Origin of the sequence: Cohnella thailandensis, assembly GCF_014212135.1 — a bacterium.
GTDB lineage: Bacteria > Bacillota > Bacilli > Paenibacillales > Paenibacillaceae > Cohnella > Cohnella thailandensis.
Genome location: NZ_JACJVQ010000032.1, coordinates 46999 through 72930, shown reverse-complemented (window position 1 = coordinate 72930; position 25932 = coordinate 46999). Strand labels below are relative to the sequence as shown.

The window sequence follows — 25932 nt, the reverse complement described above, 5'->3', positions numbered from 1 at the left end:
GCTCTCAATATTAGATCGTTATAACGAGACCTTCGCTTGCAAGCTTTACGTACGAAGGCAGCCCGTAATCCTTCCGAACGTCGATGTCATGGGAGAGGTGCGTGAAGACGGCCTGCTTCGCTCCCGTCTCCCGGACCAGCTCCACCCCCTCGACCACGTCGTACAGAGAGCGAGTCTCTCGTTCGTAAGGCTCCTTATAATAGCTCGTCCCCAGCACAAGAAGATCGACTCCGCGCAGCGGAGCTTTCTCCTCCTCGCTTAAATCGAACGAGTCCGAGCAATACGCCCAGCTTTTTCCGTTCTCCCCATGATCGAATCGATAGGCGTAGGAATAGCCGTTTTTGCCGTGGTTCACTCTCCAGGGAACGATCTTCCACCCGCCGTACGCGATGCCGGCATCGTTCGCCGCGAGCAGAAGCCGGGAGCCGATCCAAGGAAAGCGGCCGAGCACTTCCCCGATAACCTCTTGAGGCGTATATACGGTTGCCGTCGTATCCAGCCAGCGGCATGCGTCGGCCCATTCCACCAACCCGCCGATGTGATCGAAGTGAGCGTGGGTCAGCAGCCCCTGGGAGACGCTGCGTACCGACAGCTTCTCCATCTGGCGGCGCCAGTCCGGTCCGCAATCCAACAGCAGCGGCTCCTCGCCGTCGCATTCCAGCCACGCCGACGGCCGAAGCCTTGCGTTGCTTCCGCCGCCGCGCGCCTCCTCGCACACCTCGCAGCCGCAATAGACGCGAGGCGTTCCAAGCGAATCTCCGTTTCCGAGAATCGTTATTTTCATTTGCCGTCCATTCCCCATCCTGTTTGATTAAAGAGGCAACAAGGCGACCGAGTCTTTCTTCTCCAGCTCCGTCATCATTTCTTCCCACTCTCGCGGCTTATTGGGCAGCGCGGAATAGTACCACCGAAGAAAGCGAGCGGGGAGCGAAGCCGGCAGCGCTTCCGCGCCGTCGTCCGCCGGGCGGAAGCAGAAGTCCAATCCTTGCACGGCTTTGCCTTCATGGTCCCAAGACGGATGCACGTAAGGGATGTCCAGCTTCTTGTAACCGACATGGGACAGCACCTCGCGGCGGACCGACGGGTGCATCGGCTGCACGGAACCGAACGTTAGAGCGGCCGTGGCATCCGCTTCCGGATTATAGATTTCGGCGAACATGCCGAGCGACGGCACGCCGGACTCCCGCTCCAGCCGCTTCAGATGCTTCTCGCGCTCTACCATCAAGAAGCGGCCGATTCCGAGGCCCGTTCTGCCGATAATCGTGAAGTCCGTCATGGCGACCCGAAGCTCGGGGCGATAGCGGTATTCCGTCGCGCCGACGACCTCTCCTTCATGAACGGCCACATAAACTTGGATCGTCGGATCGAGCAGAGGTTCTCTCCACAGCTCGAACGCCAATACCTCTTCAGGCGGGAACACTTCTCCCATCAACCGGTGCATTTTCGCAAAATAGGGATCTTCCACGGATTCGATTTTACGGTATTCCAGCATGCTCTTCCCCAGCTCCTTAAGCTATCGTTATATATCAAGCGGCTTAGCCCTTCTGTAACTTTAATACAACCTTCTGCAAAATGGAATCCGCCCGTCGATTCGTTTAAAGGAATGTCGAATTGTCTAAGCTGAGTGAATGAATCGAATCGCGCGCACGGTCAGCGCAAAATACGATCGGGAAAGCGGAGAACGAGCATGACAACGACGAATTCGCTAGCTTCTCTGGAGGATAAGATTGCTTTTATCAACGGCCAATGCGGAGAGAACGACGACTTCTCGATGCGCCCGTTCCATGTGTTCGGCCGACACCCGGCCGTGCTCTTCTGCTTCAGCAACATGGTCGACCCGAGCATGCTAAACAAGGATATCCTCAAAGCGGTGATGTATTTGCCGCCTCATCTGGCGAACGAGGATATTCCGCCCGAACGGCTGGAGCATGTTCTCGTTAACGATGTTCTCTATTACAGCTTAGCCCGTTTGGAGAAAAAGCCGGCTAAGTGGATCGACGGCTTGATCCGCGGCCAATCGGTCCTCGTCGTGGAAGGCGTAAAGGACGCGATCGTGCTCGAAACCCGGCATATCGAGAAGAGAGGCATCGAACAACCGGCTACCGAGCAGGTCATTCGCGGTCCGCGGGAAGGCTTTATCGAACCGCTCGGCACGAATTTATCCTTGATCCGATATCGGCTTCAATCGCCCGACCTTCGCATCAACATGATGGAAATCGGCCGCAGAACCCAATCCTCCGTCGCGGTTTGCTACATAGAGGGACTTACGAATCCGGATCTGGTTGCCGAAGTGAAGAAGCGGCTCTCCAACATCGATACGGACATTATTTTGGATACCGGCTATTTGGAGCAGTTCATCGAAGACAATCACATATCGCCGTTCCCTCAAGTGCAGAACACCGAGCGGCCCGACAAGGTTGTCGCCAATCTGGCCGAAGGGCGCGTCGCCATCCTCGTGGACGGATCCCCTCTAGCCTTGATAGTCCCGACCGTCTTCAGCCAATTCTATCAGACCGTCGAAGACTACACGGAGAGATTCCTGCTTATGAGCGCGGTCCGGATGGCAAGGCTGGTAGCTCTTATGTTCTCCTTGGTCTTCCCCTCGCTTTACGTAGCCATCATCTCCTTCAATCCGGAGCTGATTCCGACGGAGTTCGCGGTGGCGGTCGCAGGCGGCCGGGCCGGCGTCCCGTTTCCGGCGGTGGTCGAAGTGCTGATTATGGAAATATCCATGGAAGTGCTTCGGGAGGCGACGATCCGCTTGCCGCAACAAGTCGGCGGAGCGCTCTCTATCGTCGGCGTGCTCGTCATCGGACAAGCGGCCGTAGCCGCCGGCTTCGCCAGTCCCATTACCGTCGTCATCATTGCGCTCACCACGATCGGCTCGTTCGCGACGCCGGCCTACAACGCGGCGCTGGCCCTTCGTCTTCTCCGGTTTCCGCTCATCTTCATGGCGGGAATTTTCGGTTTGTATGGCGTCATGATCGGATTGATCCTTATCGCGAACCATCTGTTGTCCTTGAAGTCCTTCGGCATCCCTTACCTCAGCCCGCTCGTTCCCGGCATCTTTCAAGGACTTAAGGATTTGCTGATACGCGGACCCCTTTGGTGGATGAACAAGCGGCCAGGACTTCTGCAAACGCTCGACTCGGAACGGCAAAACCCTAAGATGGTTACGCCGCCGAGGAAAACAAGCAAAGATATTCTCGATCCGAATAAAAGCATGGACGAAAAGGAGCGCTGACCCGTGGAGCACCCCCGCTCGATAACCGCCATCCAGACCGCCTCTATCTTGGTAAGCACTATCATCGGGGTAGGGGTTCTACCGCTTCCGCTATTCGCCGTAGAAGCCGCAGACTCGGGAGGTCCGCTCGTCACCCTGGTCGCGGTGCTGCTTTCTTTTGCCGGATTGTCCATAATCACGGTGCTCGGAATGAGATTCCCCCATCAATCGATAGTGGAATACAGCGAGCAGGTGATCGGGAAGTGGCCGGCTTGGATCGGAAGCATGCTCATTATCGCGTTTTTTGCCGTATTGACCTCCCTTACAGCACGCGAATTCGGCGAGGTCGTCGTGACCTCGGTCCTCAAGAAAACCCCCGTCGAGATCACGGTCATCGTCATGCTATTGCTTGCCGCCATTTCCACCCGCAATTCGATTGCCACCTTCTCTTATATTCACTTCTTTTATTTTCCGCTGCTATTGTGGCCGGCTCTATTTATCGTAGCGCTCTCCTTAAAAAACGCAGACGTTCTCAATCTGCAGCCTATCTGGGGCAACAAGCCGAAGGATTTCTTGGGCGGAGTCATTACGATCGCCGCTTTGCTTCAAGGATCGTTCATTCTCACCATTGTCATTCCGCGCATGCGTCGACCGGAAAAGGCCATGATCTCAAGCCTAATCGGGTTAACGATCGCAGGAGGCTTATACGTGATCATCGTCGCCGCGACCGTTAGCGTATTCGGAGCCGAGGAGATCAAACAGCTCCTTTGGCCCACTCTGGAGCTGGCCAAAGCGACGTCCCTGCCGGCTAACGTTCTGGAACGGCTTGATGCGGCATTTCTGGCCGTCTGGGTGACCGCGGTGTTCACGACCCTGTTGTCCAGTTACTTTCTCACCATTTATGCTCTCCGGCAGCTGCTTCGACTCCAAGAACACAAGATGTTCGCTTTCTTCTTGCTGCCGTTCGTCTTCGTCATGGCGATGCTGCCGCAAAACATCGTGAATATGTACGATATCATCGAGATTGTAGGAAGGATCGGGTTGTTCCTTACGATCGGTTATCCGGCCTTGCTGCTGCTCGTCTCCATTCTGCGCGGGAAAAGAGGGAAACGGCATGGAGAAAGTTCGTCTCTCTAACTTCGTCAAAAGCCTCCTTGTCCTCTCGATGATAGCTCCGCTCCTGACGGGATGCTGGGATCGGCTGGAGATCGAGGAGCGAGCCATCGTTCTGGGCGTTTCGATCGATTCGGTATCCCAGGAAAACGAGGACGACGAGGATGAGGTTACTCATATTAAAGACACCATCCCCGTACCGGAAGGACAGATGATTCGCGTAGGCGTCCAAATCGCCATCCCGGGAAAGATTCCCTTGGGGCCCGGAGAGAGCGGCGGCGGGGGCAAGGGAGGCGGGGGACAAACGGTATGGGTCATCGACGTCGTGGGACATTCCGTCGACGACGCCTTCATGAATTTGCAGCAGCAGATGTCCAGCAGACTTTTCTTCGGGCATTTGCGCGTCATCGTCGTCTCGGAAGATTTGGCTGCCAGAGGCATGGAGAATATCAACGATTATTTCCGCCGCAATTCGGAAGTCCGGAGAATGGCATGGATGGTGGTATCGAAGGGCAAAGCAAAGGCGTTCATGGAGGCAGCCCCGAAGCTGGAGAGGGTGCCTACTCTCTATCTGATGACAACGGTAGAGGAAGCGATTCGAATGGGCAAATTCCCGAAGGATTTCATCGGCATTTACTGGAGCAACACCTCCAAGAAAGGACAAGAAGGTTTTCTTCCGTACGTGGAATTAAAAAAAGAACAGAATGTCGAGATCAGCGGCTTGGCCTTTTTTAAAGGAGCCAAAATGGTCGGGGTATCGAAGCCGCTGGAGATCGGCGCGTTTTTGGCCATTAAAGGGATCAATCCCGCCGGATACCGGGCGTTCGTCAAGTTGGACGGAACGAAGGAGACGGTGATGATCGCCTCCACTCATCGCAAATCCAAATTGGATGTTCGATTCCAGAACGGCCGACCGCATTTTACGATTCATATCGCGTTGGACATCAATCTGGAGGAAAAGATGAGCGATAGCCTAAATCTCAACGATCCTAAAATCATTCGCCGGATCGAACAGACGGAGGCGGAAGCGTCCAACCGGTTCGGCATGGAATTCATCCGCAAGTCGCAGGAATTCGATTCCGATATATTCGGCTTCGGCGAGTATGTCCGCGCCAAGAAACCGGGTTATTGGAATCGGAACGTCCGAAGCGCGAAGAAATGGCAAGAGATCTACAAAGACGCTTCCTTCGAAGTGATAACGCAAGTCCGCGTAAGGCGCGTAGGAATGAAAGCGAGATAAGAATCGGCCCGACCCGGTTAAAGGAGGTCTTCGATCAACCATGGGCGACACGCTTACGAGTAGTTATTACGGCTATGCGATATTTATCTGTTTTGCAAGCGGCTTCCTGCTGCTCATAATCGATGTAAAGGAATACTCGAAAAAAAACATGCAACGGGAAAAAAAAACCGCCCGGATAACAGGCTGGTTCAACCTGTCTCTGAGCGTCGTGGGATTCCTGCTGGATATTCTATTTACTTAAGTTTCTCGTTACCGATCACCGACTCAGGAACGGGTTGCGCCATTCCATCAAGGCCGCGTTGTCGCAAGAATCCCGGTCGTCGAGATAATGGCGAACGACTCCCGCCGGCGTTCTTCCGCAGCTTAGCAGGAAGGATAAAACCGGATCCTTCCGCTCACCCGAAACTACCTGCTCCAAGTACTCTTCCGGAGAGTATCGATCGGCGACGAGACGATAGCCCGGCATGCGCCCCCCGCCTAACAACCGCGCGCAGCCCAGATGTACGACCGTCTCGTACATCGATTGCATTAGCCACTTGCCGAAGCCGAAGCGGCGATAGGCGGGCGCCACGCATATATCGACGACATAAAGGGTATCCCCCTCCGGCTCATGGCAACGAATGTATCCGTTGTCGGTGACGGACGCCCAATCATGGCAATCCCCGTCGCGAAACGTCCGGCGAAGGGCGGTCATGGAGCCGACGATTCGCCCGTCCATCTCCGCGCATAGCGCCCCTTCCGGAAACCGCGCGACGTGTTCCTCCAATTGCTCCTCGTTCCACCATAGCTCCGAAGGGAATGGCGGAGGAAAGCTAAGCGCCTGCACCTCGATCAATCCGGCAAAATCGTCCTTCGCATAGTTGCGGATAACGGCCGGAGCGAACCTCTGCCCGTCGGTGGCGATCCATTGCTTATACATGATTAGTCCTCCTACGCCGCGATCAAACCCAATCCGTATACAGATCGGTGCGGCGGTCCCGCCATGTCGTCACGGAGCCGGCCTTGCGCACGTCTTCAAGCAGGGACAGGTCCAGATCCGCGGTGATGAGCATATCCGCGTTGATCTCGCCCTCGCATAGAATTCCTCGCGGGGGGAAAGGAATATCGTTCGGCGTAAGGACGGCCGCTTGCCCGTAGTTCGCTCTCATGAAGTCGACCTTGCGCAGGGAGCCGACCGTTCCCGTCGTCACGATGTAAACCTGGTTCTCGACCGCGCGGGCATGGCAGCAGTACCGCACGCGGTAGAAGCCGTGCCGGTCGTCCGTGCAGGAAGGACAGAAGATGACGTCCGCCCCCTTCGCCCTGACCATGCGCACGATCTCGGGAAATTCGATGTCGTAGCAAGTGAGTACGGCGATGCGTCCGTATTCCGTATCGAATGTCGCCACGCCTTCTCCGCCGGTGACGTTCCATTCTTCCCTCTCCGAAGGAGTAATGTGGATTTTATCCTGGGTGAATTGCCGCCCGTCCGGCGCGAACAAGAAAGCCGTATTCCGAAGGCGATCCCCCCGCTGGGTAACGTGCGTTCCTCCGATGAGATACATGTCGTATTCGCGCGCAAGATCGGCAAAGAGCTCGATATAGCGATCCGTATATTGCGGAAGCGCGGTAATCGGCCGCCCTTTGCCGCTCGTGTCTCCAATGGCTAGAAGAGGCGTCGTGATGAATTCGGGGAACAGGACGAACTTGGCCCCGTACTCGGATGCGTTCCTGACGTAGTGGGCGACTTGCTCCGCCCATTGCTCGAAGCTATCCGCGTCCTTAAGCTCGAATTGCACGGAAGATACTCTCATTTTCAACGGTCATCCATCCTTTCTCTCCCCTTATTATAAGGAGTTGCGTCCTCGGAGCAAGCGTTGTCGAGTAATCCTCATGACAAGAACCGGTCATCCCATCGTTCGGGAGAGCCGGTTCTTGACTAGGATAGATGAAGGTTCCTCGGGAATTGAATCACGATCGTCGTCCCTACGCCGATCTTGCTGAACACTTCGACATGTCCGCCATGCACGTCGACGATTTTTTTGGCGATCGAGAGCCCAAGCCCGCTTCCCCCGGTCGAACGATGCCTTGCCTCGTCCACCCGGTAGAATCTCTCGAACAGGAAAGGAATTTCGCTCTCGGCGATGCCCATTCCGTAGTCGGTTACTTCCAGCTTCACGAGATTGCGATCCAGCCGGATTCGGACGTCGACGGGCTCCTTGCTGTACTTCAGCGCGTTGTCGATCAGAATTTGAACGAGCTGCCGGATCTTATCCTTATCTCCCAACATGATGATGTTGGAGTTCGGAGAGTGTACTCGGATCTCGCGTTGGAAAGTCGTGCTGAGAACGTTCGCCAGCTCTTTGAGAACGGCGGCGACGTTGAATCGCTCCACTTGAAGCCAATCGTCCTGTTCGGCTTCGGCCAGCGTCAGCATCGAATGGGTCAGCTTCTTCAGCCTCTCCGTCTCGTTCGCGATCGCTTCGATGGCTTCGTCGCGAATCTCGTTGTTGTCCTTGCCCCATCGCTTCAGCAGATCGGCATAGCTGCCGATGACCGTCAGCGGCGTCTTCAGCTCGTGCGAGGCGTCGGCGACGAATTGCTTCTGGCGCTCGATCGTCCGGTCCAGCCGGTCGATCATCTGGTTAAACGCCCGAATGAGCTGCTGCAGCTCGATCGACTCTTCCCTGCCCAGCTTCACCTGGTGCAGCTTCCCGCTTCGGTCGATCTCCTTCATCGTTTGGACCATCTGGCCGATCGGCCCCGTCAACCGGGAGGTGAACCAATACGTTCCGAAGATGGCGAAAACGACGGCTCCCACGCTCGTCGCGCTCAGAGCGCCGACAAGAATCTGAAGATACCCGTCCAGCACCGTCAGCCGCCTGATCCCCTCCACGACGCCGATCAGCTCGTCATGGTAATAAAGCGGCTCCGAATAGATGAGAACCCGCTGGCCGCTGATTCTCACCGTCTCGGAGCGAGTGACGTTGCTGATGACCGGAGTAATGGATTTAAGCTCCTTGTCGATGCCGACGATGTTGACGACTTCCATGTTCTTGTTGACGATGCGAAGGATCTCGTTGGCATTATACATGTCGCTGAGCAGCTTCGTATCGGCGATCCCGTTCATCTCGTCCTTCCGCAGCGTCTCCACGACCAGATCGGTCTTATTCGCCATAATCTGCATCTCTCCTCGCGTCGTTACCCGAATCACGAAGAAATAGACGAAGATATTATAAAGAATAAGGATGAAGATTAACCAGAATACGGTAAAAAGCGTAAACCGAGAGCGAAGCGTCATGCATCGGGCTCCTTCACCATATACCCGACGCCTCTAACCGTGTGAAGAAGCTTATGCCGGTAGCCTTTGTCCATCTTCTGGCGCAGGTAACGTATATAGACGTCCACGACGTTCGTGTCTCCGATATATTCGTATCCCCATACGTCCGAGAGAATCTCCTCGCGGGTCTTCTCCTCGTTCTTATGCCTGGCCAGGTATAATAACAGCTCGAACTCTCGCGGCGTCAGATCGATCGCATGATCCTTGCGGAACACCTTCCGCGTCATCAGCTCGATGGTCAAATCTCCGATACGAATGACGTCTTCGCTCTCCCCTTCGCGGGAAGCCTTGAAGATGCGCAACAGGTTTCTTACCCGCGCCAGAAGCTCTTCCATCGCGAAGGGCTTCGTCACGTAATCGTTCGCCCCGTGCTCGAAGCCGCTGACCTTGTCCGGCACCGTATCCCGGGCCGTCAACAGGATGACCGGGGTCGCCTGATCGTTCTGACGAATTCTCCGCAGCACCTCGATGCCGTTCAAGCCGGGAAGCATCACGTCCAGCAGCATCAGATCCCAGCCGCCCGCGGTCGCCATCTCCAAGCCGGTACGCCCGTCCTTGGCTCGTCCGACCGTGTAGCCCTCGTGCTCAAGCTCGAGCTGAAGGATGCGGGCGATGCCGTCTTCATCTTCGATAATCAATATATTCTCGCTCATGATTCACCTCATCGTCTTCGGTTGCTTTAGGATTCGAAGCGCCCATCGCTCCGATACGGCTCCTCGCGGAACTGCGCTTACGCGATTTGAAGCGCTGGAGGCCCTTGGGTCGACAGACCCAAGACCTCTTGCGAAGGAGCATCCAATTTAAGAAATGCGAAGAAGTTCTTCACTCCATTGTATCATGCCTGTCTTATTTCATCGATGCCAACCTTTGGATATCCGGGAAGGCCGCCGATCGCCAATAGGCCGATCCTCCCAGAGACGCTCGAGGAAACGGTCGATCGGGGCGGTCGTTGTCTTCTCGAGCGGCGGGTGCTCTCCCTTCCATAGAGACCGGACCACATCGGAATAATTCACGTCCGGCAAGGAGAACAGCGGAAGCTCCGGCAGCATCCCGATCCACTCGTCCCTGCCTCCGAACCGAAGGTCCCGATTCGCGATCCATGCCGATTCCGCTCCCCGCATGCGGGCATGCTCCCGGATTCGGAGCAGCGTTCGCTGCCTTCGAACGTTCCACCGCAAGGGAAGCGAATCCGCGACGAACAGGAAACAATCCGCGTTGGCGGCGACCCATTCTTCGACGGCGGGATTCTCCCAACGGCTGGAGACGTCAAGCAGAACGATACGGCCGTCGAGCCTGCGCAGCCATTCCGCGAACGCAGGCTCGGGCGGTCTTCGCGAGCCGTCCTCCGGGTTAAGCGGATAGTACGCCGCCCTTCCCTGTCTCCAGCAGGGAGCGAAGGGCAGAACGCCGGAAGGATCGCAGAACGCCGATCTGGCGGGCATGCGCCGTTCCCCGTCCAGCCAGGAGAACATCTCGGGATCTCCCCCCGGACACTCGACGACGGAATGCGGAGCCGATAAAGCCGTCAATCGGGACGATAACGACAGGGTGACAAAAGACGCTCCGGCCCCCGGATAAGCCGAGACGACGGCCACGATCTTGGAGCCGCAACCCGCCGTTTGCCTATTCCGCGGCTGGAGATCTTCTCTTCTAAAGATGTCCTTCTTTATCGAACTTGACGCGGGGAGATAGCCCCGAAGTTCGCCGAGCAGCCGTTGAGCGCTCGCCGGCCGATGGGAAGGCCTTACGGCCAGCAGCTGGGCGAGCAGGTCCCGGAACCGGCGCGGAACGTCCTTGTTACAGGCATCGGGCCGATACCCGTGGGAAGCCAGCTCGCCGCCCGACAGCAAATAATAAACGAGCGCTCCCAATCCGTACAAGTCGGTGCGCTCGTCGGATTGCGCGCCCCGAAGCTGTTCGGGCGCGGCAAAACCGGGCGTGACGAGCCTCGTCGTGTCCGTTGCCGCTTCCGCCCGATACCTTCTCGCGATGCCGAAGTCCACCAGTACGGCTCTACCCTGGAGGTCGATCATCACGTTGGCCGGCTTCAAATCCCGGAATACCACCGGCGGTTTCTGCGCGTGAAGATAACCGAGAACGTCGCACAGTTGAATCATATATTCCAGCACTTCTTCGAAGGGCAGCCGCAGCCCTTGATGCAGCCAGCGCGTCGCCAGCGATTCCCCCGCTATGTAATCCATCACGATGCAGGCGGGTACCTGATCGTTCGTTCCGTAATAATCCACGATCTGGGGAAGATGGGGATGCTGCAGCTGGCTTAGAATTCGCGCTTCGGCGATGAACCGTTCCTCCTCCGGAGAATCGGCATCGAAGCGGGATTCGGTAAACTTAAGCGCCCGAAGCTTGTTCCCCAGACGCTCGTCCTCCGCGAGAAGAACGCTTCCCATTCCGCCCTGTCCGATCGGCGACCGTATCCGATACCTCCCCGCGAACAGTTCTCCCTCCGCCGGAAGTCCGCTTAGCGGCTGCTTCGATCCCATAAGCATAAACGCCCATCCCCTCTTTAATGAGCAGGACTCCATATAGGATTCGGAGTCCCCTCCCGATTTAAGTCGCAAAAACAAAAAATCCCGCGCGGGCAGCGAGCGCGGAATGGCTCGGCTGACGGCGCGGGATGCTTTCCCGTGCGTGCAAGGCTATCGCATCGGCGTTAAGGCCGGCGTTTCACCCATATTGTAACTTCTTCCCGGTTATGAAACAACTGCTTTACTTGGCGGATCTCGAAATGCTTCTTGTACTCCTGCAGCAGATCCTGGATCGTCTGCATCGGCTTGCGGTACATGAGCTTCAGCGTAATGATGCCGGAAGCCCCGGCCGAAAGCGCGGGAGCGAGCTCCGAGACGATTCGGCACGTATGGTGAGGATCCCAGCTCATATCGCAGACGAGCAGATCGAACGTGCCCGGCGCGAACTTCACCTCGGCCGCGTTCTTGCGAAGGTGGCGCAAATGCGGATGAAGCAGCAGAGATTCGTCCATCTCCGCCGGATCGACGGCGGTCACCTTCACTCCTCTCTCCAGCAGGACGGACGTCCACCCGCCCGGCGCCGCTCCCAAGTCCAACGCGTTCATGAACCCCTGCAGAGGCAGCTTGAACGCCTTCTCCGCTTCGAGCAGCTTGAAGGCGGCCCTGGAGATCAACCCTTCCTCGCGGCGAAATCGAACGGCGCCGCCCGGCCAATCGGACAGATTGTCCTCCGGATGCGACAAGCCCATATACAACGATCTCTTCGCCGCGTATACCGACAAGATCCACTTCGAATCTCGAGCGACGACTTCGGCGCCCAGCTCGCGAAGGGTCGGCGCGACCGCGTCGCGTCCTTCCGCGCTCGAGAACGGGAAGACGCTGTCCTGAGACTTGCGAACCTGCACGGCAACCGTCGTTCCCTCGAGCCTGTCGGCATTCGCGGACGCGAACCGGACAAGCGCCGCCGCCGTTTCTTCTTGGGAGTCCGACATGGGAACCTCTTCGTCGACGGGGAATACATGGCGAAGGAAGATCGGCTCCTTCTTCTTCAGAAGCTCGACCCATTCCCTTGCGGACATAGCCCCGGTGGACACCTTGAAGGTCTCCCCCGGCGCGAGCCCCGATTGCCCAATCCCGGAGAAGCTTCTTCTCAGCTCCTCCATGGCGAACGGGGCAAAGCCCGGGTTCGCCGTTGCGATAAAATCAGCCATTCCTTCTTATCCCTTCCCGACCCGAATCCATGGCCGCTCATCCTGCCATTGAACCGAGATGTTCACATCGTACGCCGAACGCAGCAGCTCCGGCGTCAAGACTTCCTTCTTCGCGCCGGCGGCAACGATCCGTCCGTCGGCCATCAGCGCCACATGAGTGAACAATGGAACGATCTCCTCGATATGGTGCGTTACGTACAGCATGGACATTTTCCTCGAAGACAACTCCTCCAGAGCCGACAGGAACTTCTCCCGCTCGTAGAGGTCCAGCCCCGCGCAAGGCTCGTCCAGAATGAGCAGCTTCGGATCGGCCATCATCGTCCGCGCGAGCAGCACCTTCTTCCGTTCGCCCTGCGACAGCGTTCCGAAAGGCTGATCGGCCATATGCGCGAATCCGATTCTCTCCAGCTCATGGAAAGCTTTATCGCGCGCCTCGGGCGATACCTCTTGATAGATCCGCAGGTAGGCGTTCAATCCGCCGACGACGATCTCCCAGACCGGATCGCGCAGCGTAAACTTCTCGATCAGGGAAGCCCCGATATAGCCGATCTCCTTGCGCACCTCGCGCAGATCGACCGTGCCGTAGCGGTTGCCCAGCACGTCCACCGTCCCGGTCGTCGGGAACAGGTAACCGTTGATCATCTCCAGCATCGTCGTTTTGCCGCAGCCGTTGCGCCCCAGCAGAACCCAATGCTCGCCTTCCCGTACGTGCAAATCGACGCCTTGAAGAATTTGTCTCTCTCCGCGCCTTAATGTCAGCCGATTCAAGTCGATGACGCTCACCGGTTCAATCTCCTCTCGGGTTGCTATCCTTGCTGAGACCGGCGGATAACCTCGTTCAGCTCAACGACGGAGCCGAACCGATAGAGGTTGCTCCATTCGCCGGTACGTTTGTCTTTGATGGACAGGCACGGCACGCTCTCGACTTTGAGCCGTTCGGCCAGTCCCGGCATCCGATTCAAATTGGCGGCATGAAGCGGCAGATCGGGCATCATCGCCTCGACGACCCCCAGCATTCTTCTGGCGAGAGCGCAAGTGCCGCACAACGGAGTGTGTATGTATAACAGGCTTCCTCCGCTTAGCGACTCCAGCTCCTTCTCCCAGGCGCCGCCCTCCCATTCTCTCATGGCTGTTCTCCCTCGGCGCTCGCTGCCGCCACTTCGTCAAGCAGGGCCGCGGGCATCGGGCCGTCGTGGACGACGAGCCCTGCCGGATTCGCGTCGCGGAGCGCCTTCACCATCTGCGCCCTGCCGAGCATGCTGGAGGAATGGACGAATACTTCCTTCGGATAATGCTCTCCGGCGATCATTCCGTGAACGACGTATAAGCCGTTCGGTTCGCCGATGCCGAGCTCGAAATCCAGCGACAGGATGTTGACTTCCTCCGAGCTCAGAAGCAGCAAGCATTCCTCCGCCGACCTCGCCGGAACGAAGCCGGCCGGACAGCGGCGTATATCGTCCAGAAACACGTTGATCATTCGTTTTCCTCCTCCGAATGGCTTAACCGCTTCACGAGCGCCATCTCTTCCGCATGCGTGCCGTCCGGTCCCGCCGGCGTCTCCAGAATCTTAGGAATTCCTTCAAGCACGTCCGAGGCAAGCAGCTCCCGGAATCCTTCTTCGCCGATATGCCCGTCGCCGATCCGGGCGTGGCGGTCTTTCTTGGATCCGGACGGGTATCGCGAATCGTTCAGATGAACGGCCTTGAGCGAATTCCAGAATCCGAGCTCCAGGCCGCGTTCCCGCAAACGTTCCCAATTCGCGCCGTCCCACTGCCCGCTCGCGAACAGGTGGCACGTATCCAGGCAAAAGCCGACTCCTTCGGGCTTGTCGCACAGCGACCGTACCGTCGCAAGCTCGTCCAGCGTCGTTCCCATCGGTCCATGGTCGCCTGCTTGATTCTCCAGCAGAATGAGCGCCTTGCCCTTCCAGCGAGACAGCACGATATTGATATATTGTATAACATTTCGGTAGCCCTGTAACGGGTCGGAAGCTCGATAAACGCCGAAGTGAACGACAACGCCCAAAGAACCGCAGGCTTCCGCGATCTCGAGGTCGTTCAGCGTGCAAGCCGCCATCGTCTCGGCCGCCTCCGCGTCTGCGGCGGGGTTGACCGGATAAGGGCCGTGCGCGACCGATACGACTCCGTTCTCGCGGCACCATGCGGCGCAGCGCTGCGCTTCCGCGCGATCGAAGGTCGATTTAAGCTGCAGGCTTCGGGGGTTCTTGGGAAAATACTGGTACGCGTTCCCGCCGAGCTTAACCGCCGTCCTAGCCGTCTCCCGATAGCCTCTTCTCGTGCTTAAATGACATCCGATGATCATCGATCAAGCTTATTTCTGGCAGGATGGGCAATAATAGCTCTTGCGATTGCTCACCGTCTCCAGGACGATCGTCCCTCCGCAGCGCGCGCAAGCTTCCCCTGCTCGCTCGTACACCTTGAACGAATCGCGGTAGCCGCCGGTCAGCATGTCCTCCGCGGAGAACCTGACCGCGATAGCCCCGCCGCTCCGGGCAGCTTCTTCCAGAACCTTGCGCATCGAGTCGTATACCTTCCGCATCTCATCGCCGCTCATCGCCGCGATAACGGAGTCCGGGCGCAGTTCCGCTTCGAACAGAATTTCATCCGCGTAGGCATTGCCGATCCCGGAGATAAACTTCGGATCGACGAGAGCCGACTTGAGCTTGCTTCGCTTGGTCCGGAGACGAACGCCGAAGCTGTCCGCCGACAGTCTCGGATCGAACGGATCGGGACCGAGCGGCCGAAGGAATTCGATCAGCTTCTTGGCGCTGATGCGATACGCGTAACCGTGCCTTAGTCCGCCGAAGAAGATACGATTGCCGTCTTCGAGCTCGAGAATAAGCGCATATTCGCCGTCCGGCTTCTCGCCCTCGCGTCCGTAATAGATCCAGTCTCCCGCCATAAGGTTGATCAATAGACGATTGCCGTCGTCCAGGTGGAAAATCAGGTGCTTGCCTCTGCGCTCCACGAACAGAATCTTGCGACCGGACAGTCCGGATCCGAATTCCTCCGCCGATTCGTTGATCGACTTCTCCCGATTCACGGTCGTTCCCTCGATCGATAAGCCGCTGATCAATGGCGACAGCAAAGCTCGATACGTCTCTATCTCTGGCCATTCCGACATGCCGCAGTCATCCCTTCGTCAATTCTGTGTCTGTATGATGGTACGGATATAGTCCAATAATTCATTCGGTCCCGGCAATACCGCATCCGGCATCGCGCCGGCCGCCTCGCATCTCCGCCGCCAATCGTCTTCCGTGCAGACGCCCGTGAGCACCAGCAGCGCCGGACAGCCCGCCGCTGCGCCGGCGGCGATATCCGTCAGCGGATTGTCCCCGATGACCCAAGCCTCTTCGGCGGAGACGCCCGCCTTGTCGAGCGCGTAGTTCGTCAGGATCGTCGACGGCTTGCCGATCACGACCGGTTCGACGCCGGTCGCGGCTTGAAGCATCGCGGAGAGGCTCCCCGCCCCGGGTAGTACGCCGCCCTCGACGGGCAGCTGCAGATCGGGATTCGTCAGCAGATAGTCCGCCCCGGAGAACAAGTGCCTTACGGCCGTCTTGATCTTGGCGAAAGTCAGCTCCCGGTCGATTCCTTGAACGACGAGGCCGACCTTCTCCTCGCTATCCTCCGCCAGCCGGAATCCCGCTTCCGCCAACGCTTGGCGAAGTCCGTATTCGCCGACGACATACGCCGAGCGGCCATCGTAATTCTCTCTCGCGTAATGAGCCGCCGCCGAGGCCGAAGTGATGACCCTTGCCGCATCCGCGTGAATGCCCATTCTATTCAGGTGCTCCGCGACTTGTGACGGCGTTCGGGTCGAATTGTTCGTTAAGTACCAGCAAGGAAGCCCGAGCGATTCCAGCTCCGAGATAAGCCGATCCGCTCCCGGAATCCGCTCGTCCCCCCGATATAAAGTCCCGTCCAGATCGAACATCAAAGCCTTTGGCTTGCGCAGTCGAGGCGGAGAGGACAAAGGTTGATTCGTCATGTGTTCCACTCGCCTTCTTCGTTGCCTTGCGGGCTCTTAACGCATGCCCGCTGCTTCCCACAATACCTTTTTCCTACTCGTAAGGCAAGCATTTAAGGCCATTAAATCATCGAGCGGCCTTCGGGGGGCCAGCTAGCCTCGCTCGGACTTTCGCCTCAAGCGATTCAATCGGTGCTCCAATGCGTCCCGCTCTTCCCTTCGCTTCGGATTCTCTCTTCCGAAGACGGGGAGCCGGCACGTCAGCTCCAGCGCTCTCTCCGCATAATCGGCCGCGAGCCGATAGTTTCGGTTCCTATGCTCGTAATGCATCGCCAGCTCGACATGAGCGGCAATCGACGGCACGACGGCGTCCTCCGCCTTCCGCGCCGCCCGCTCCCAAAGCTCCACCGCTTGCTCGTAGCGTCCGAGCTTCTTGTAGCGGTCGGCCGCGGGCAGCAGCCATCTCTCCGCATGCGCGTCGCCGCGCTTCGCCAGCTCCGAGAACAGGCGCTCCGACTTCTCGGTCCGGCCATGGAGCTCCAGCCACGCGGCCGTCCGATAAAGCTCCTCCGCCGCCTGAGGCACGGCGATCTCATTCGCAGGGTCGTCGGCAAGCAGCGCTCCGAAATGAGCGGCCAGCGTAACGAGCGTCAGCACGTCCTGTTCGTTGTGAAGATAGACGCCTTCCAGATGCGAGGCATCCCCGTCGTTCAGGTAACGGACGTAGAGCTCGGGCGCGAGCGAACCCGGCACGTCCTCATGGCGCTCGATGCCGAGGCGCTCCGCTTCGATCCGGCTAAGCTTGCACGATTCCAGCGTATTGCGCCACAGCGCCCGCGACGGGTGCAGGAAGTCCAGATGATAAGGCTCGGTCCCGTTCGGTCTCCAGCCGTTCAGGATAAACCGGCTCGTCAGCACCGGCCAGTCGAACGTGCGCCCGTTATAGGTGACCAGATGAGTTCTTCCGTTCATCCGCTCCAGCAAATATTGCAGCATCGCCTTCTCTTCGCCCTGGTGGCGAATGAGCGTCTGCTCGACGACGATCCGGGCGCGCCCCTCGTCGTAATACCCGAAGCCGATCATGAACGGAACGTTGCCGACGCCGACTCCCAGCCCCGTCGTCTCCGTGTCGAAGAACAGAAGGCGGCCGGGCTCGATGGCGCCAGGCTCCTTGCCCGTATCCTCCGGTTCCGGCAAAGGAAGCCTGTACGCGTCCTTCACGCTTAGCTTTTTCTTTTTTCGGGGCGTCATTCTTTCTTGGCCTTCCGAGTCAAGACGGGCTTGATTCTGCCTGTACGCGACGGGCTTCAAGCAGGCGGCATAATCGACTAGGGCACCAAGTGGATAAATTCCGTGCCGGTGCTCCAGAGGATATTCGATCCGTCTCAGTAAGAACGCGCCGAACGCATTCGACTCTTCGACGATCCCCAGTTTCTTAAACGCGGGGTGCAAGAAACCGTCGGGCGCAACCCCGGATACGGCCGGAGTGTCTGCATTGGCGTTTGCTTGATCAGTTGCTTGGTCGGTTGCTTGAGCGGCCGCTTGGTCGGTAAGCTGGGAGGTCGCTTGAACGGTTGTTTCGGAGATTGCCGCGGCGGCCGCTTGGACGGCCGTCTCGAGCGCCGCTCCGCCGTCCTCGGGTTCGGACGATTCGAGCGCCGGAGGCGCGGCTGGCGCCTCCTCAACCGGCCGAGCTTCCTTCTCCGCGCCCGAGGACAACCCTTTGAGCCGGGACAGCTTTTCTCTCAGGCTGCTCATGGGGCAACCCCCGCCTCGATCGTCCGCCTCGTCCGCGTCATAGAAGCGACAGGAGCTGAACGCTTTTCCGCTTGCCGTCGATTCCTTCGATTTCGGTTCCGATACATGATGGGCATCCATCCTTGCAAGGGCATTTTTGGATCAAGCGCCGGGCCGCGTCCTTGACTTCGTCGAAGCGTTTGAACACGTCCTCGGCAAGCCCGATCCCGCCGGGGTAATGATCGTAAATAAAGATCGTCGGAAGCCCGCTCTGGGCCGCCTTGATCTGAGCCGCCACGTGGATGTCGTTGCGGTCGCACATGACGAGAACGGGAACGATGTGCTGCATCACGTTCGCGATTCCGAGCAGCAGCTGCTCCAGCGTCTTCGTTCCGAGCTCCGGATCCGGTTCCGTGAGCTCCAGCCAAGTCGCGCTCGTGTGCAGCTCCTCCTCCGGCAAGTGGATCGGACCCGATCCGATATTTTCGAACGTGGTCAGCTTGATTTTCTTGAAGATCGTCGGGATCATGTTGACGGCGACGTCGCCGTAATGAACGGCGGTCCGCCCCCGGCTTCGCGTCCGGTCGATCTCCAGCACCTTCAGGTTCACGGCCAGGTTGGCGTCGGTGTAATATTCCACGTCGACCTCCCGCACGTACGCTTTCTTGTGCTCCCAGTCGAGCTTCTCGACCTGGTACTGCACCCCTTCGTGCAAATAGATGGCTTCGTCATGCAGAAGGGTCATCGCGCTGAACCGGTCCATCTCCCCGATGATCTTGACCGCGGCAACGTTCGACTGGTCCACGATCACGACGTTCTCCTGGGAAGCCGACCGAAGGCTGATCTCGCTGGCCGGAAAAGACTGGTTGGCCCAATAGAACGTATCCCCGTTGCGGTGAAGCACTCTTTCTTCTTGCAGGTATTCCAAAATATCGGTCACGTCGAGCGGCCCGAACTCTTCGGTCTCCTTGAACGGCAGCTCGTACGCCGCGCATCTTAAGTGGTCCACCAAGATGATCAGATTCTCCGGGTTGATCCGCGCGGATTCGGGGGTGCGGTCGAAGAAATACTCCGGGTTCTGAACGATGTACTGATCGATCGGAGTGGAGCTGGCCACCATGATGATCAGCGCTTCCCCGTGACGCCGTCCGGCTCGCCCGGCTTGCTGCCACGTGCTCGCGATGCTGCCCGGGTAGCCGGTCATCACGCACACCTGGAGCTGCCCGATGTCGACGCCCAGCTCCAACGCGTTCGTGCTCACGACGCCGAGAATCTCCCCGTCCCTAAGCCCTCTCTCGATCTCTCGCCGCTGCTTGGGAAGGTAGCCGCCCCGGTATCCTCGAATGGACTTCGAGCCGATCTCGTTCTTCACCAGCTCTTGGATATGGCTCAAGATGATTTCGACCCTTACCCGGCTTCTCGCGAAAACAATCGTTTGGATTTTGTTGCGGAGAAACTCCTTCGCAAGGTGGTTGACCTCGACCGTCGCGCTCTTCCGGATATTGAGAGGAACGTTCACGATCGGCGGGTTGTAGAAGACGAAATGCTTCCTTCCTCGCGGAGCCCCGTTGTTGTCGATAAGCCGCATGGGACTGCCGGTCAGCTGCTCCGCCAATTCCTTCGGGTTCGCGATCGTCGCCGACGTGCAGATAAAGACCGGATTGCTCCCGTAGAAGCGGCATATTCTTCGCAGCCTGCGAATGACGTTGGCCACATGGCTTCCGAACACGCCCCGATAAGTGTGCAGCTCGTCGACGACGATGTATTTCAGGTTCTCGAAAAGGCTGACCCACTTCGTATGGTGAGGCAGAATCGCGGAATGCAGCATGTCGGGGTTGGTGATGACGATGTGCCCGGCTTTCCGGACGATCTGCCGAATCGTGGGCGACGTGTCGCCGTCATAAGTGAAGCTCTTGATGTCGATGCCCATTTCCTTGATGATCTCGTTGAGCTCGCTCATTTGATCCTGCGCGAGCGCCTTGGTCGGGAACAAATAGAGCGCCCGGCTCGTATCGTCCTTGGCTATCGCCTGCAACACGGGCAGGTTGTAGCATAACGTTTTGCCGGAGGCGGTCGGCGTCACCGCCACGATATTCTCCCCGCCCGCTGCCAGCCGGTAAGCCTCCTCCTGGTGGGTGTACAGCCGGGCGATCCCTCGCCTCTCCAGGGCGGCCGTTATTCGCGAATCCACGCTTTCGGGGAAGGGCCTCGTTCTCGCCTCCTCCGGCTGCATTTCGTACCAATTCACGATATTTTCATTCGTCCGAAGCTCCGCGATCAGCTCGGGCAATGTTCTTTTCTTGATCATATATGCCCATGTCTCCTCTTTACATATATCTCAGTTTAGCGAATATCTGTTCGATTGACTAGAGCGAGTGTGCCAAGGAGCGACGTTTGTCGGGAAGGGGATCCCGATTTCGAACGTCATTGACAGATGTTGCCACGAGCCTGTCGATCCCTGCGCTTTCCCGGGAAAAGATAAGCCGCGCATCGCCTCTTCGCAAGAGGCTGACGCGCGGCCGTCGGCCAACCGGTTCTATCAAACGTACGGCGGCTCCCAAGCTTTCTTGTGCCATCCTACCTTCTGCTCGATGAGATTGAGCTGTTCGTCCATGCGGACCTCTACGCGAAACGGCCAGTCCTTCTCCCTCCAGAACCTCAAATCGGTCCAGGTCACGAGATAGCCTCCCTCGGGCTGCCTCTGCCACTTCACGTAAGCGCGTTTGGCGAAGTTCAGCAGCACTTGCACGTAGGACAACGACATGGAAGCCCTGACGCAGTCGTGGGATTGATCGATTTCATTAGGCAGCGCTCCCGAGCGCTCAATCCGACTTCCTTGGAGTCTGCCCATGCAGAAGTCCGTGTCGGTCTGAACGATATAATGCCAGCGGAACCAGCGCAAATCCGGTAGAACGTGAACGGCCCTCCAATCCGGAAAAGAGTTCTTGACCAAGCGAACGGCCAGGCTGTGGTGAACGATCCGCCATACGATATAAAGCGCGGATAGCGACCATGCGGCGACGAAGAGGAAGCCGGGTTCGGACGCCCAGAGAAGACCGGTCAGCCATAGGGCCGATGCGATCAGATGCACGAGCAGCAGAAACGGATCCGTCAAGCAGAGCGAATCGAGATGCAGCCACTCCCGGCGAAAAGGCAGCAGACACCGTACTCCGTAAGCATTGGTCAAATCCAGCGCGACATGCAGAACGACCGAGATCAGCGACCATAGCAGGAGGAGAACCAGATGGTCCCCTTGCCCCCATCCCCATGCCGTCAGGGCTCCGACCGCCGCCGGCCATAGGAACAACGCGGGAATCGAATGGCTCCAGCCCCTGTGATGCTTGACGTATTTATCCATGCCGCGGAGCCGGTACGCCGCGTCGAAGTCCGGCGCGTGCGAGCCGATCATCGTCGCACAGACGATCGCTCCGGACAACATGGCGTCTCCTTGGACGGCGGGATTCAGATGAGCCAGGCCCGCGAGCGACAGGCCGAATAGCAGGTGAGACCCGGTATCCATGCTGCACCCCTTTCTGTTAGCATCGGATAAACGCACGAATAAATCGTCGAAGCCGCCCGGAGGGATAGAATCCGGATTTTCCGCCAACCTAGAGGACGGAAAGGAATCCGGCGTTCCTTTTCGGATAAGATCTTACAATGATCAGGAGGATGAATAATGAGCAAGCCAGACGATCGTTCCGATAACGCGCGCAAGCTTCAAGAAGCCAAATCGAATACGCTGGACAACCTCAACGAAACCAATGACTACTTGGACGAGCATGCCGACGAGATCTCCGCGACGGAAACCTCGCAGCTTAAGAGAAAGAACGCTCGCCGTCGCCAGGCCGTTGAAGGGTTCGAGGAAGAAATAGCCGACGAGACCGAGTTCGCCGAAGAAGAATAAGCTTGCCGACCGGAATCCGTTCGGGTCAACACGCGCGAAAAAAGCGGGCCGTCTCGGCCCGCTTTCTCCGTTACCGGCCTTATGCGCCGGAAGGGGCTCCGGAAATCTCGGGTTGCAACGGGAATCGGCACCACTTACTTCTATGCTCGAATTCTCCCGCCCAATCCTGCGATTTCCAGGGCTTGTATAAGTTTAACTCTTATCGACGTTAAAGTACTGGGCTTCCGGATGGGCGAACACCATCGCCGACACCGAAGCCTCCGGCTCCATCATGAAGCCTTCGGTGAGCGTGACTCCGATGTCTTCGGGCTTCATCAGATCGAACAGCGGCCCTTGGTCCTCGAGATCCGGACACGCCGGATAGCCGAACGACACGCGGATGCCTTGATAACGGGCTCCGAACCGCTGCTTCATCGTCATCTCCGCGGGATCCGGGAAGCCCCAGTTGTCGCGCATGATCTGGTGAACCCGCTCCGCCATCCCTTCCGCCACTTCCAGGGCGGTCGACAAGAGCGCATGGGAGCGCAGGTAATCTCCGCTCTCCTTCCACTTGTCCGCCTGCTCGCGGGCGCCTTGACCCGCCGTTACCACCAGGAAGCCGACCGTATCCATGATTCCGCTGTCCACGGATTTCAGGAAGTCCGCGAGGCACAGGAACGGCTCGACCTGCTGGCGCGGGAACGAGAACCGCTTCAGCACCTTGGACGTGTCCTGCGGATCGTAAACGAGAATATCGTTGCCTTCCGATTGCGCCGGGAAGAACCGGTACATCGCTTGCGGCTTCAGCCACCCGGTCTGCTGCGCCTCCCGCATGATGCCCTCGACCGTCTCCTTCAGATGAACGGTCTTCTCGTCGCCCGCGGCGATCAGCTCTTCCACCTTGCCCTTGACGCCTAGGTGATGACCGAGCAGCATCTGCATGTTCACGTACGGCATGACATGAGCGAGAGGATAATCCCTCAGCACGTGACGTTCGTAATCCGGCGGCGTAAATACCGGCGCGTCCTGGGAAATGTTGGAACGCCTTGCCCTGGTCAGCTCCGGGAGCTCCTTCTTCTGCTCGCCTTCGGCCACTAGCGTCGCAAGCGCGGCTCGATGCTCCTGTTCGATGGCCTCGCGCTGAACGGGATCGCTCAGCCTGTTCGCGATATCTAGGCCGTCCATCGCATCCTTCGCGTAGAGGACGACGCCGTCGTATTCCGGCGCGATCCGCGTCTTCGTGAATTTGCGCGTCAGGGCGGCTCCGCCGACGAGAATCGGCGCGTCGATGCCCGCGCTGCGCAAGTCCTGGGCGGTCAGCACCATCTGCTGGGCGGACTTCACGAGCAAGCCCGAGAGGCCGATCGCGTCCGGCTTCTCCGCACGATACGCCTCGATCAGCTGATCCGGCGGAACCTTGATGCCGAGGTTCACGATCTTGTATCCGTTGTTCGAGAGAATGATCTCGACCAGGTTCTTGCCGATGTCGTGAACGTCGCCCTTAACGGTAGCCAGCATGATCTTGCCCTTCACCGCGGAATCCGCCTTCTCCATGTGCGGCTCGAGATGGGCTACGGACGCCTTCATGACCTCCGCGCTCTGCAGCACTTCGGCGACGATAAGCTCGTTGTTGTTGAACAAGCGGCCGACTTCGCTCATCCCTTCCATGAGGGGACCGTTGATAATGTCGAGCGGAGCGTACTTGGTCAGCGCTTCGTCCAGATCCGGAAGCAAGCCGTCCTTGCTTCCTTCGACCACGTAGTTGGCCAGGCGCTGCTCCAGGGTCAGGTTGTCGGCCTTGACCTTCTTCTCGACCTTCTTGTCGCGGAAAGCGGCCACGAAAGCCGCGAGAGTCGCGTCGTTCGTCTCGTACAGCAGGTCTTCCGCCAGCTTGCGCTCATGCTCCGGTATGGAAGCGTAGCGTTCCAGCTTCTCCGTGTTGACGATGGCGTAGTCCAAACCCGCCTTCGTGCACTCGTACAGGAAGACGGAGTTCAGCACCTCGCGGCCCGCCGGAGGCAGACCGAAGGAAATGTTGGAGACGCCGAGAATCTGCTGGCACTTCGGCAGCGCCTGCTTGATCAAGCGGATGCCTTCGATCGTCTCCTTGGCGGAACCGATGTACTGCTCGTCCCCCGTGCCGACCGGGAACACGAGCGCGTCGAAAATGATGTCCTCCGACTTCAAACCGTATTTGTTTACCAGCAAATCGTGAGAACGAAGCGCCACCTCCAGCTTGTCTTCTCTGGAGATCGCTTGGCCGCGCTCGTCGATCGTTCCGACGACGACGGCCGCTCCGTAGCGATGAATGATCGGAACGACTCTCTCGAACTTCTCTTCTCCATCCTCAAGGTTAATGGAGTTAATAATCGACTTGCCTTGAATATATTTGAGCGCCAATTCGATGACGGACGGGTCCGTCGTGTCGATCATGAGCGGCGCTTTGACCTTCTTGGTAACGAATTCGAGGAATTGCTTCATGTCCTCCGCCTCGTCCCGGTCCGGGTCCTGCACGCAGACGTCGATGACGTGAGCGCCCGTCTTCACTTGAGCGCGGGCGATCTCCGAAGCTTCTTCGTACTTGCCTTCGGCGATCAATCTCTTGAACTTGCGCGAACCGAGAACGTTCGTTCTCTCGCCTACCATGTAAGGGCGGCCATCGTTCTCGATGTAAACCGTGTCGATTCCGGATACGGCTGGAGGATGCGTGCCTTCCGGCTTGCGCGGGGCGACGTCCTTCATCGCCTCCGCCATCGCTTTGATATGGGCAGGCGTCGTTCCGCAGCAGCCGCCTGCTATATTGAGCCAGCCCTGATCGGCGAACGCTTTCAGCTTCTTCGCCAGCGAATCCGGCGATTCGTGGTAATGACCGTTCTCGTCCGGCAGCCCCGCATTCGGATAACAGCTTACCGCCACGTCCGCTATGCCGGACAAGGTGCGGATATGATCCCGCATAAATTCCGGCCCCGTCGCGCAATTTAGACCCACGGAGATCGGCTTAAGGTGCTCAAGCGAGACATAGAACGATTCGATGTTCTGGCCGGCAAGCGTCGTTCCCATCGGCTCGATCGTTCCGCTGATCATGACGGGCAGCTCGACGCCCGTGCTCTCGAAAGCTTGTCTGACGCCGATGCCGGCCGCCTTCACGTTAAGCGTGTCCTGGCACGTCTCGATCAGAATCGCATCCACGCCTCCCTCGATAAGAGCGACCGTCTGTTCGTAATAATCGCGGATGAGCTGCTCGAACGTCACTCCGCCCGTAACGGATAGCGTCTTCGTCGTCGGTCCCAGAGCGCCGGCAACGTATCGCGGCTTCTCCGGCGTCGAATACTTGTCGCAGGCTTCCCTAGCCAGCTTCGCGGCCGCCAGGTTGATCTCGCGAGCCTTCTCCGGAATGTCGTATTCCGCCAGAACGACCGCCGTCGCGCCGAAAGTATTCGTCTCTATAATATCGGATCCCGCTTCCAAATAAGCGGAATGAATGCCCGAGATCACGTCCGGACGGGTCAGGACCAGCATTTCGTTGCAGCCCTCCAGCTCCTCCCCGCCGAAGTCCTCGGCCGTCAGGTTGGCTTGCTGGATCATGGTGCCCATCGCGCCGTCCAGGAACAGAATGCGCTTCTTAAGCTCCCCTTGCAAAGACGGTTTCGTATACGTTAAAGTCATTTTAGAGGCCTCATCTTTCGTCTGCAAAATCGTTAACCTCTATACTACCAGAATCAAGTATTTA

General features: G+C 58.2%; 23 protein-coding genes. 5 read left to right on the top strand and 18 right to left on the bottom strand.

The genetic code is table 11. The annotated features are described in order from the left end of the window. Positions 1-10: 10 nt before the first annotated feature. Both H7B67_RS29890 and H7B67_RS29885 read right to left on the bottom strand, forming a co-directional pair. Positions 11-784, bottom strand: coding sequence for an MBL fold metallo-hydrolase (locus H7B67_RS29890; RefSeq protein ID WP_185123562.1), 774 nt, complete (start codon positions 782-784; stop codon positions 11-13). A gap of 27 nt (positions 785-811) precedes the next feature. After that, positions 812-1489 carry a GNAT family N-acetyltransferase gene (locus H7B67_RS29885; RefSeq protein ID WP_185123654.1) on the bottom strand — a complete coding sequence of 226 codons (678 nt, stop codon included), beginning with the start codon at positions 1487-1489 and terminating at the stop codon, positions 812-814. Between the two features lie 198 nt (positions 1490-1687). On the opposite strand from H7B67_RS29885, the gene H7B67_RS29880 reads away from it, so the two are divergent. The 4 genes from H7B67_RS29880 to H7B67_RS29865 are packed head-to-tail and all read left to right on the top strand — an operon-like array spanning position 1688 to position 5817. After that, positions 1688-3244 (top strand): spore germination protein, encoded by a 1557-nt coding sequence (locus tag H7B67_RS29880; protein WP_185123561.1) that lies wholly within the window; start codon positions 1688-1690, stop codon positions 3242-3244. A 3-nt stretch (positions 3245-3247) separates the two neighbouring features. Continuing rightward, complete coding sequence (locus H7B67_RS29875; protein ID WP_185123560.1) at positions 3248-4360, top strand: endospore germination permease; 1113 nt, start codon at positions 3248-3250, stop codon at positions 4358-4360. Beyond that, complete coding sequence (locus H7B67_RS29870; protein ID WP_185123559.1) at positions 4338-5576, top strand: Ger(x)C family spore germination protein; 1239 nt, start codon at positions 4338-4340, stop codon at positions 5574-5576. The genes H7B67_RS29875 and H7B67_RS29870 overlap by 23 nt, the downstream gene beginning before the upstream one ends. 40 nt (positions 5577-5616) lie before the next feature. Beyond that, complete coding sequence (locus tag H7B67_RS29865; RefSeq protein WP_185123558.1) at positions 5617-5817, top strand: CLC_0170 family protein; 201 nt, start codon at positions 5617-5619, stop codon at positions 5815-5817. 15 nt (positions 5818-5832) lie between these two features. Here the strand turns inward: H7B67_RS29865 and H7B67_RS29860 are convergent, their stop codons facing one another. The 15 genes from H7B67_RS29860 to H7B67_RS29790 form a co-directional block, all read right to left on the bottom strand. Next, a complete protein-coding gene (locus H7B67_RS29860) occupies positions 5833-6495 on the bottom strand; it encodes a GNAT family N-acetyltransferase (RefSeq protein ID WP_185123557.1) in 663 nt (220 codons plus the stop codon). A 22-nt stretch (positions 6496-6517) separates the two neighbouring features. Next, on the bottom strand, positions 6518-7375 hold the full coding sequence (locus H7B67_RS29855) for a carbon-nitrogen hydrolase family protein (protein ID WP_185123556.1): 858 nt from the start codon (positions 7373-7375) through the stop codon (positions 6518-6520). A gap of 119 nt (positions 7376-7494) precedes the next feature. Then, entirely contained in the window at positions 7495-8856 is a 1362-nt protein-coding gene (locus H7B67_RS29850; protein ID WP_185123555.1) for a sensor histidine kinase, read from the bottom strand. Continuing rightward, on the bottom strand, positions 8853-9548 hold the full coding sequence (locus H7B67_RS29845; protein WP_221468951.1) for a response regulator transcription factor: 696 nt from the start codon (positions 9546-9548) through the stop codon (positions 8853-8855). The genes H7B67_RS29850 and H7B67_RS29845 overlap by 4 nt, the downstream gene beginning before the upstream one ends. Before the next feature lie 198 nt (positions 9549-9746). After that, complete coding sequence (locus H7B67_RS29840) at positions 9747-11402, bottom strand: serine/threonine protein kinase (protein WP_185123554.1); 1656 nt, start codon at positions 11400-11402, stop codon at positions 9747-9749. Positions 11403-11566: 164 nt separating this feature from the next. Next, a complete protein-coding gene (locus tag H7B67_RS29835; RefSeq protein ID WP_185123553.1) occupies positions 11567-12592 on the bottom strand; it encodes an SAM-dependent methyltransferase in 1026 nt (341 codons plus the stop codon). Between the two features lie 6 nt (positions 12593-12598). Continuing rightward, positions 12599-13375 (bottom strand): ATP-binding cassette domain-containing protein, encoded by a 777-nt coding sequence (locus tag H7B67_RS29830; protein ID WP_185123552.1) that lies wholly within the window; start codon positions 13373-13375, stop codon positions 12599-12601. Positions 13376-13398: 23 nt separating this feature from the next. Further along, positions 13399-13719: a thioredoxin family protein gene (locus tag H7B67_RS29825; RefSeq protein ID WP_185123551.1), complete on the bottom strand. Its 321-nt coding sequence runs from the start codon at positions 13717-13719 to the stop codon at positions 13399-13401. Beyond that, positions 13716-14069 (bottom strand): cyclic-phosphate processing receiver domain-containing protein, encoded by a 354-nt coding sequence (locus H7B67_RS29820; protein WP_185123550.1) that lies wholly within the window; start codon positions 14067-14069, stop codon positions 13716-13718. Before H7B67_RS29820 ends, H7B67_RS29825 begins: the two co-directional genes overlap by 4 nt. Next, a complete protein-coding gene (locus H7B67_RS29815; protein ID WP_185123549.1) occupies positions 14066-14914 on the bottom strand; it encodes a deoxyribonuclease IV in 849 nt (282 codons plus the stop codon). The genes H7B67_RS29820 and H7B67_RS29815 overlap by 4 nt, the downstream gene beginning before the upstream one ends. 9 nt (positions 14915-14923) lie before the next feature. Continuing rightward, positions 14924-15736, bottom strand: a complete 813-nt coding sequence (locus H7B67_RS29810) for an Fpg/Nei family DNA glycosylase (RefSeq protein ID WP_185123548.1) — start codon at positions 15734-15736, stop codon at positions 14924-14926. A gap of 18 nt (positions 15737-15754) precedes the next feature. After that, positions 15755-16603: an HAD-IIA family hydrolase gene (locus tag H7B67_RS29805; RefSeq protein WP_245364079.1), complete on the bottom strand. Its 849-nt coding sequence runs from the start codon at positions 16601-16603 to the stop codon at positions 15755-15757. A 132-nt stretch (positions 16604-16735) separates the two neighbouring features. Then, positions 16736-18340, bottom strand: a complete 1605-nt coding sequence (locus H7B67_RS29800; RefSeq protein ID WP_185123547.1) for a ribonuclease H-like domain-containing protein — start codon at positions 18338-18340, stop codon at positions 16736-16738. Positions 18341-18377: 37 nt separating this feature from the next. Then, positions 18378-20624, bottom strand: a complete 2247-nt coding sequence (locus tag H7B67_RS29795) for a DEAD/DEAH box helicase (protein ID WP_185123651.1) — start codon at positions 20622-20624, stop codon at positions 18378-18380. Positions 20625-20858: 234 nt separating this feature from the next. Then, entirely contained in the window at positions 20859-21839 is a 981-nt protein-coding gene (locus H7B67_RS29790; RefSeq protein ID WP_185123546.1) for a metal-dependent hydrolase, read from the bottom strand. 156 nt (positions 21840-21995) lie between these two features. On the opposite strand from H7B67_RS29790, the gene tlp reads away from it, so the two are divergent. After that, positions 21996-22223, top strand: a complete 228-nt coding sequence (tlp, locus tag H7B67_RS29785) for a small acid-soluble spore protein Tlp (protein WP_185123545.1) — start codon at positions 21996-21998, stop codon at positions 22221-22223. A gap of 192 nt (positions 22224-22415) precedes the next feature. On the opposite strand, the gene metH is transcribed toward tlp, so the two are convergent. Further along, positions 22416-25868: a methionine synthase gene (gene metH, locus H7B67_RS29780; RefSeq protein ID WP_185123544.1), complete on the bottom strand. Its 3453-nt coding sequence runs from the start codon at positions 25866-25868 to the stop codon at positions 22416-22418. Positions 25869-25932 lie beyond the last annotated feature (64 nt).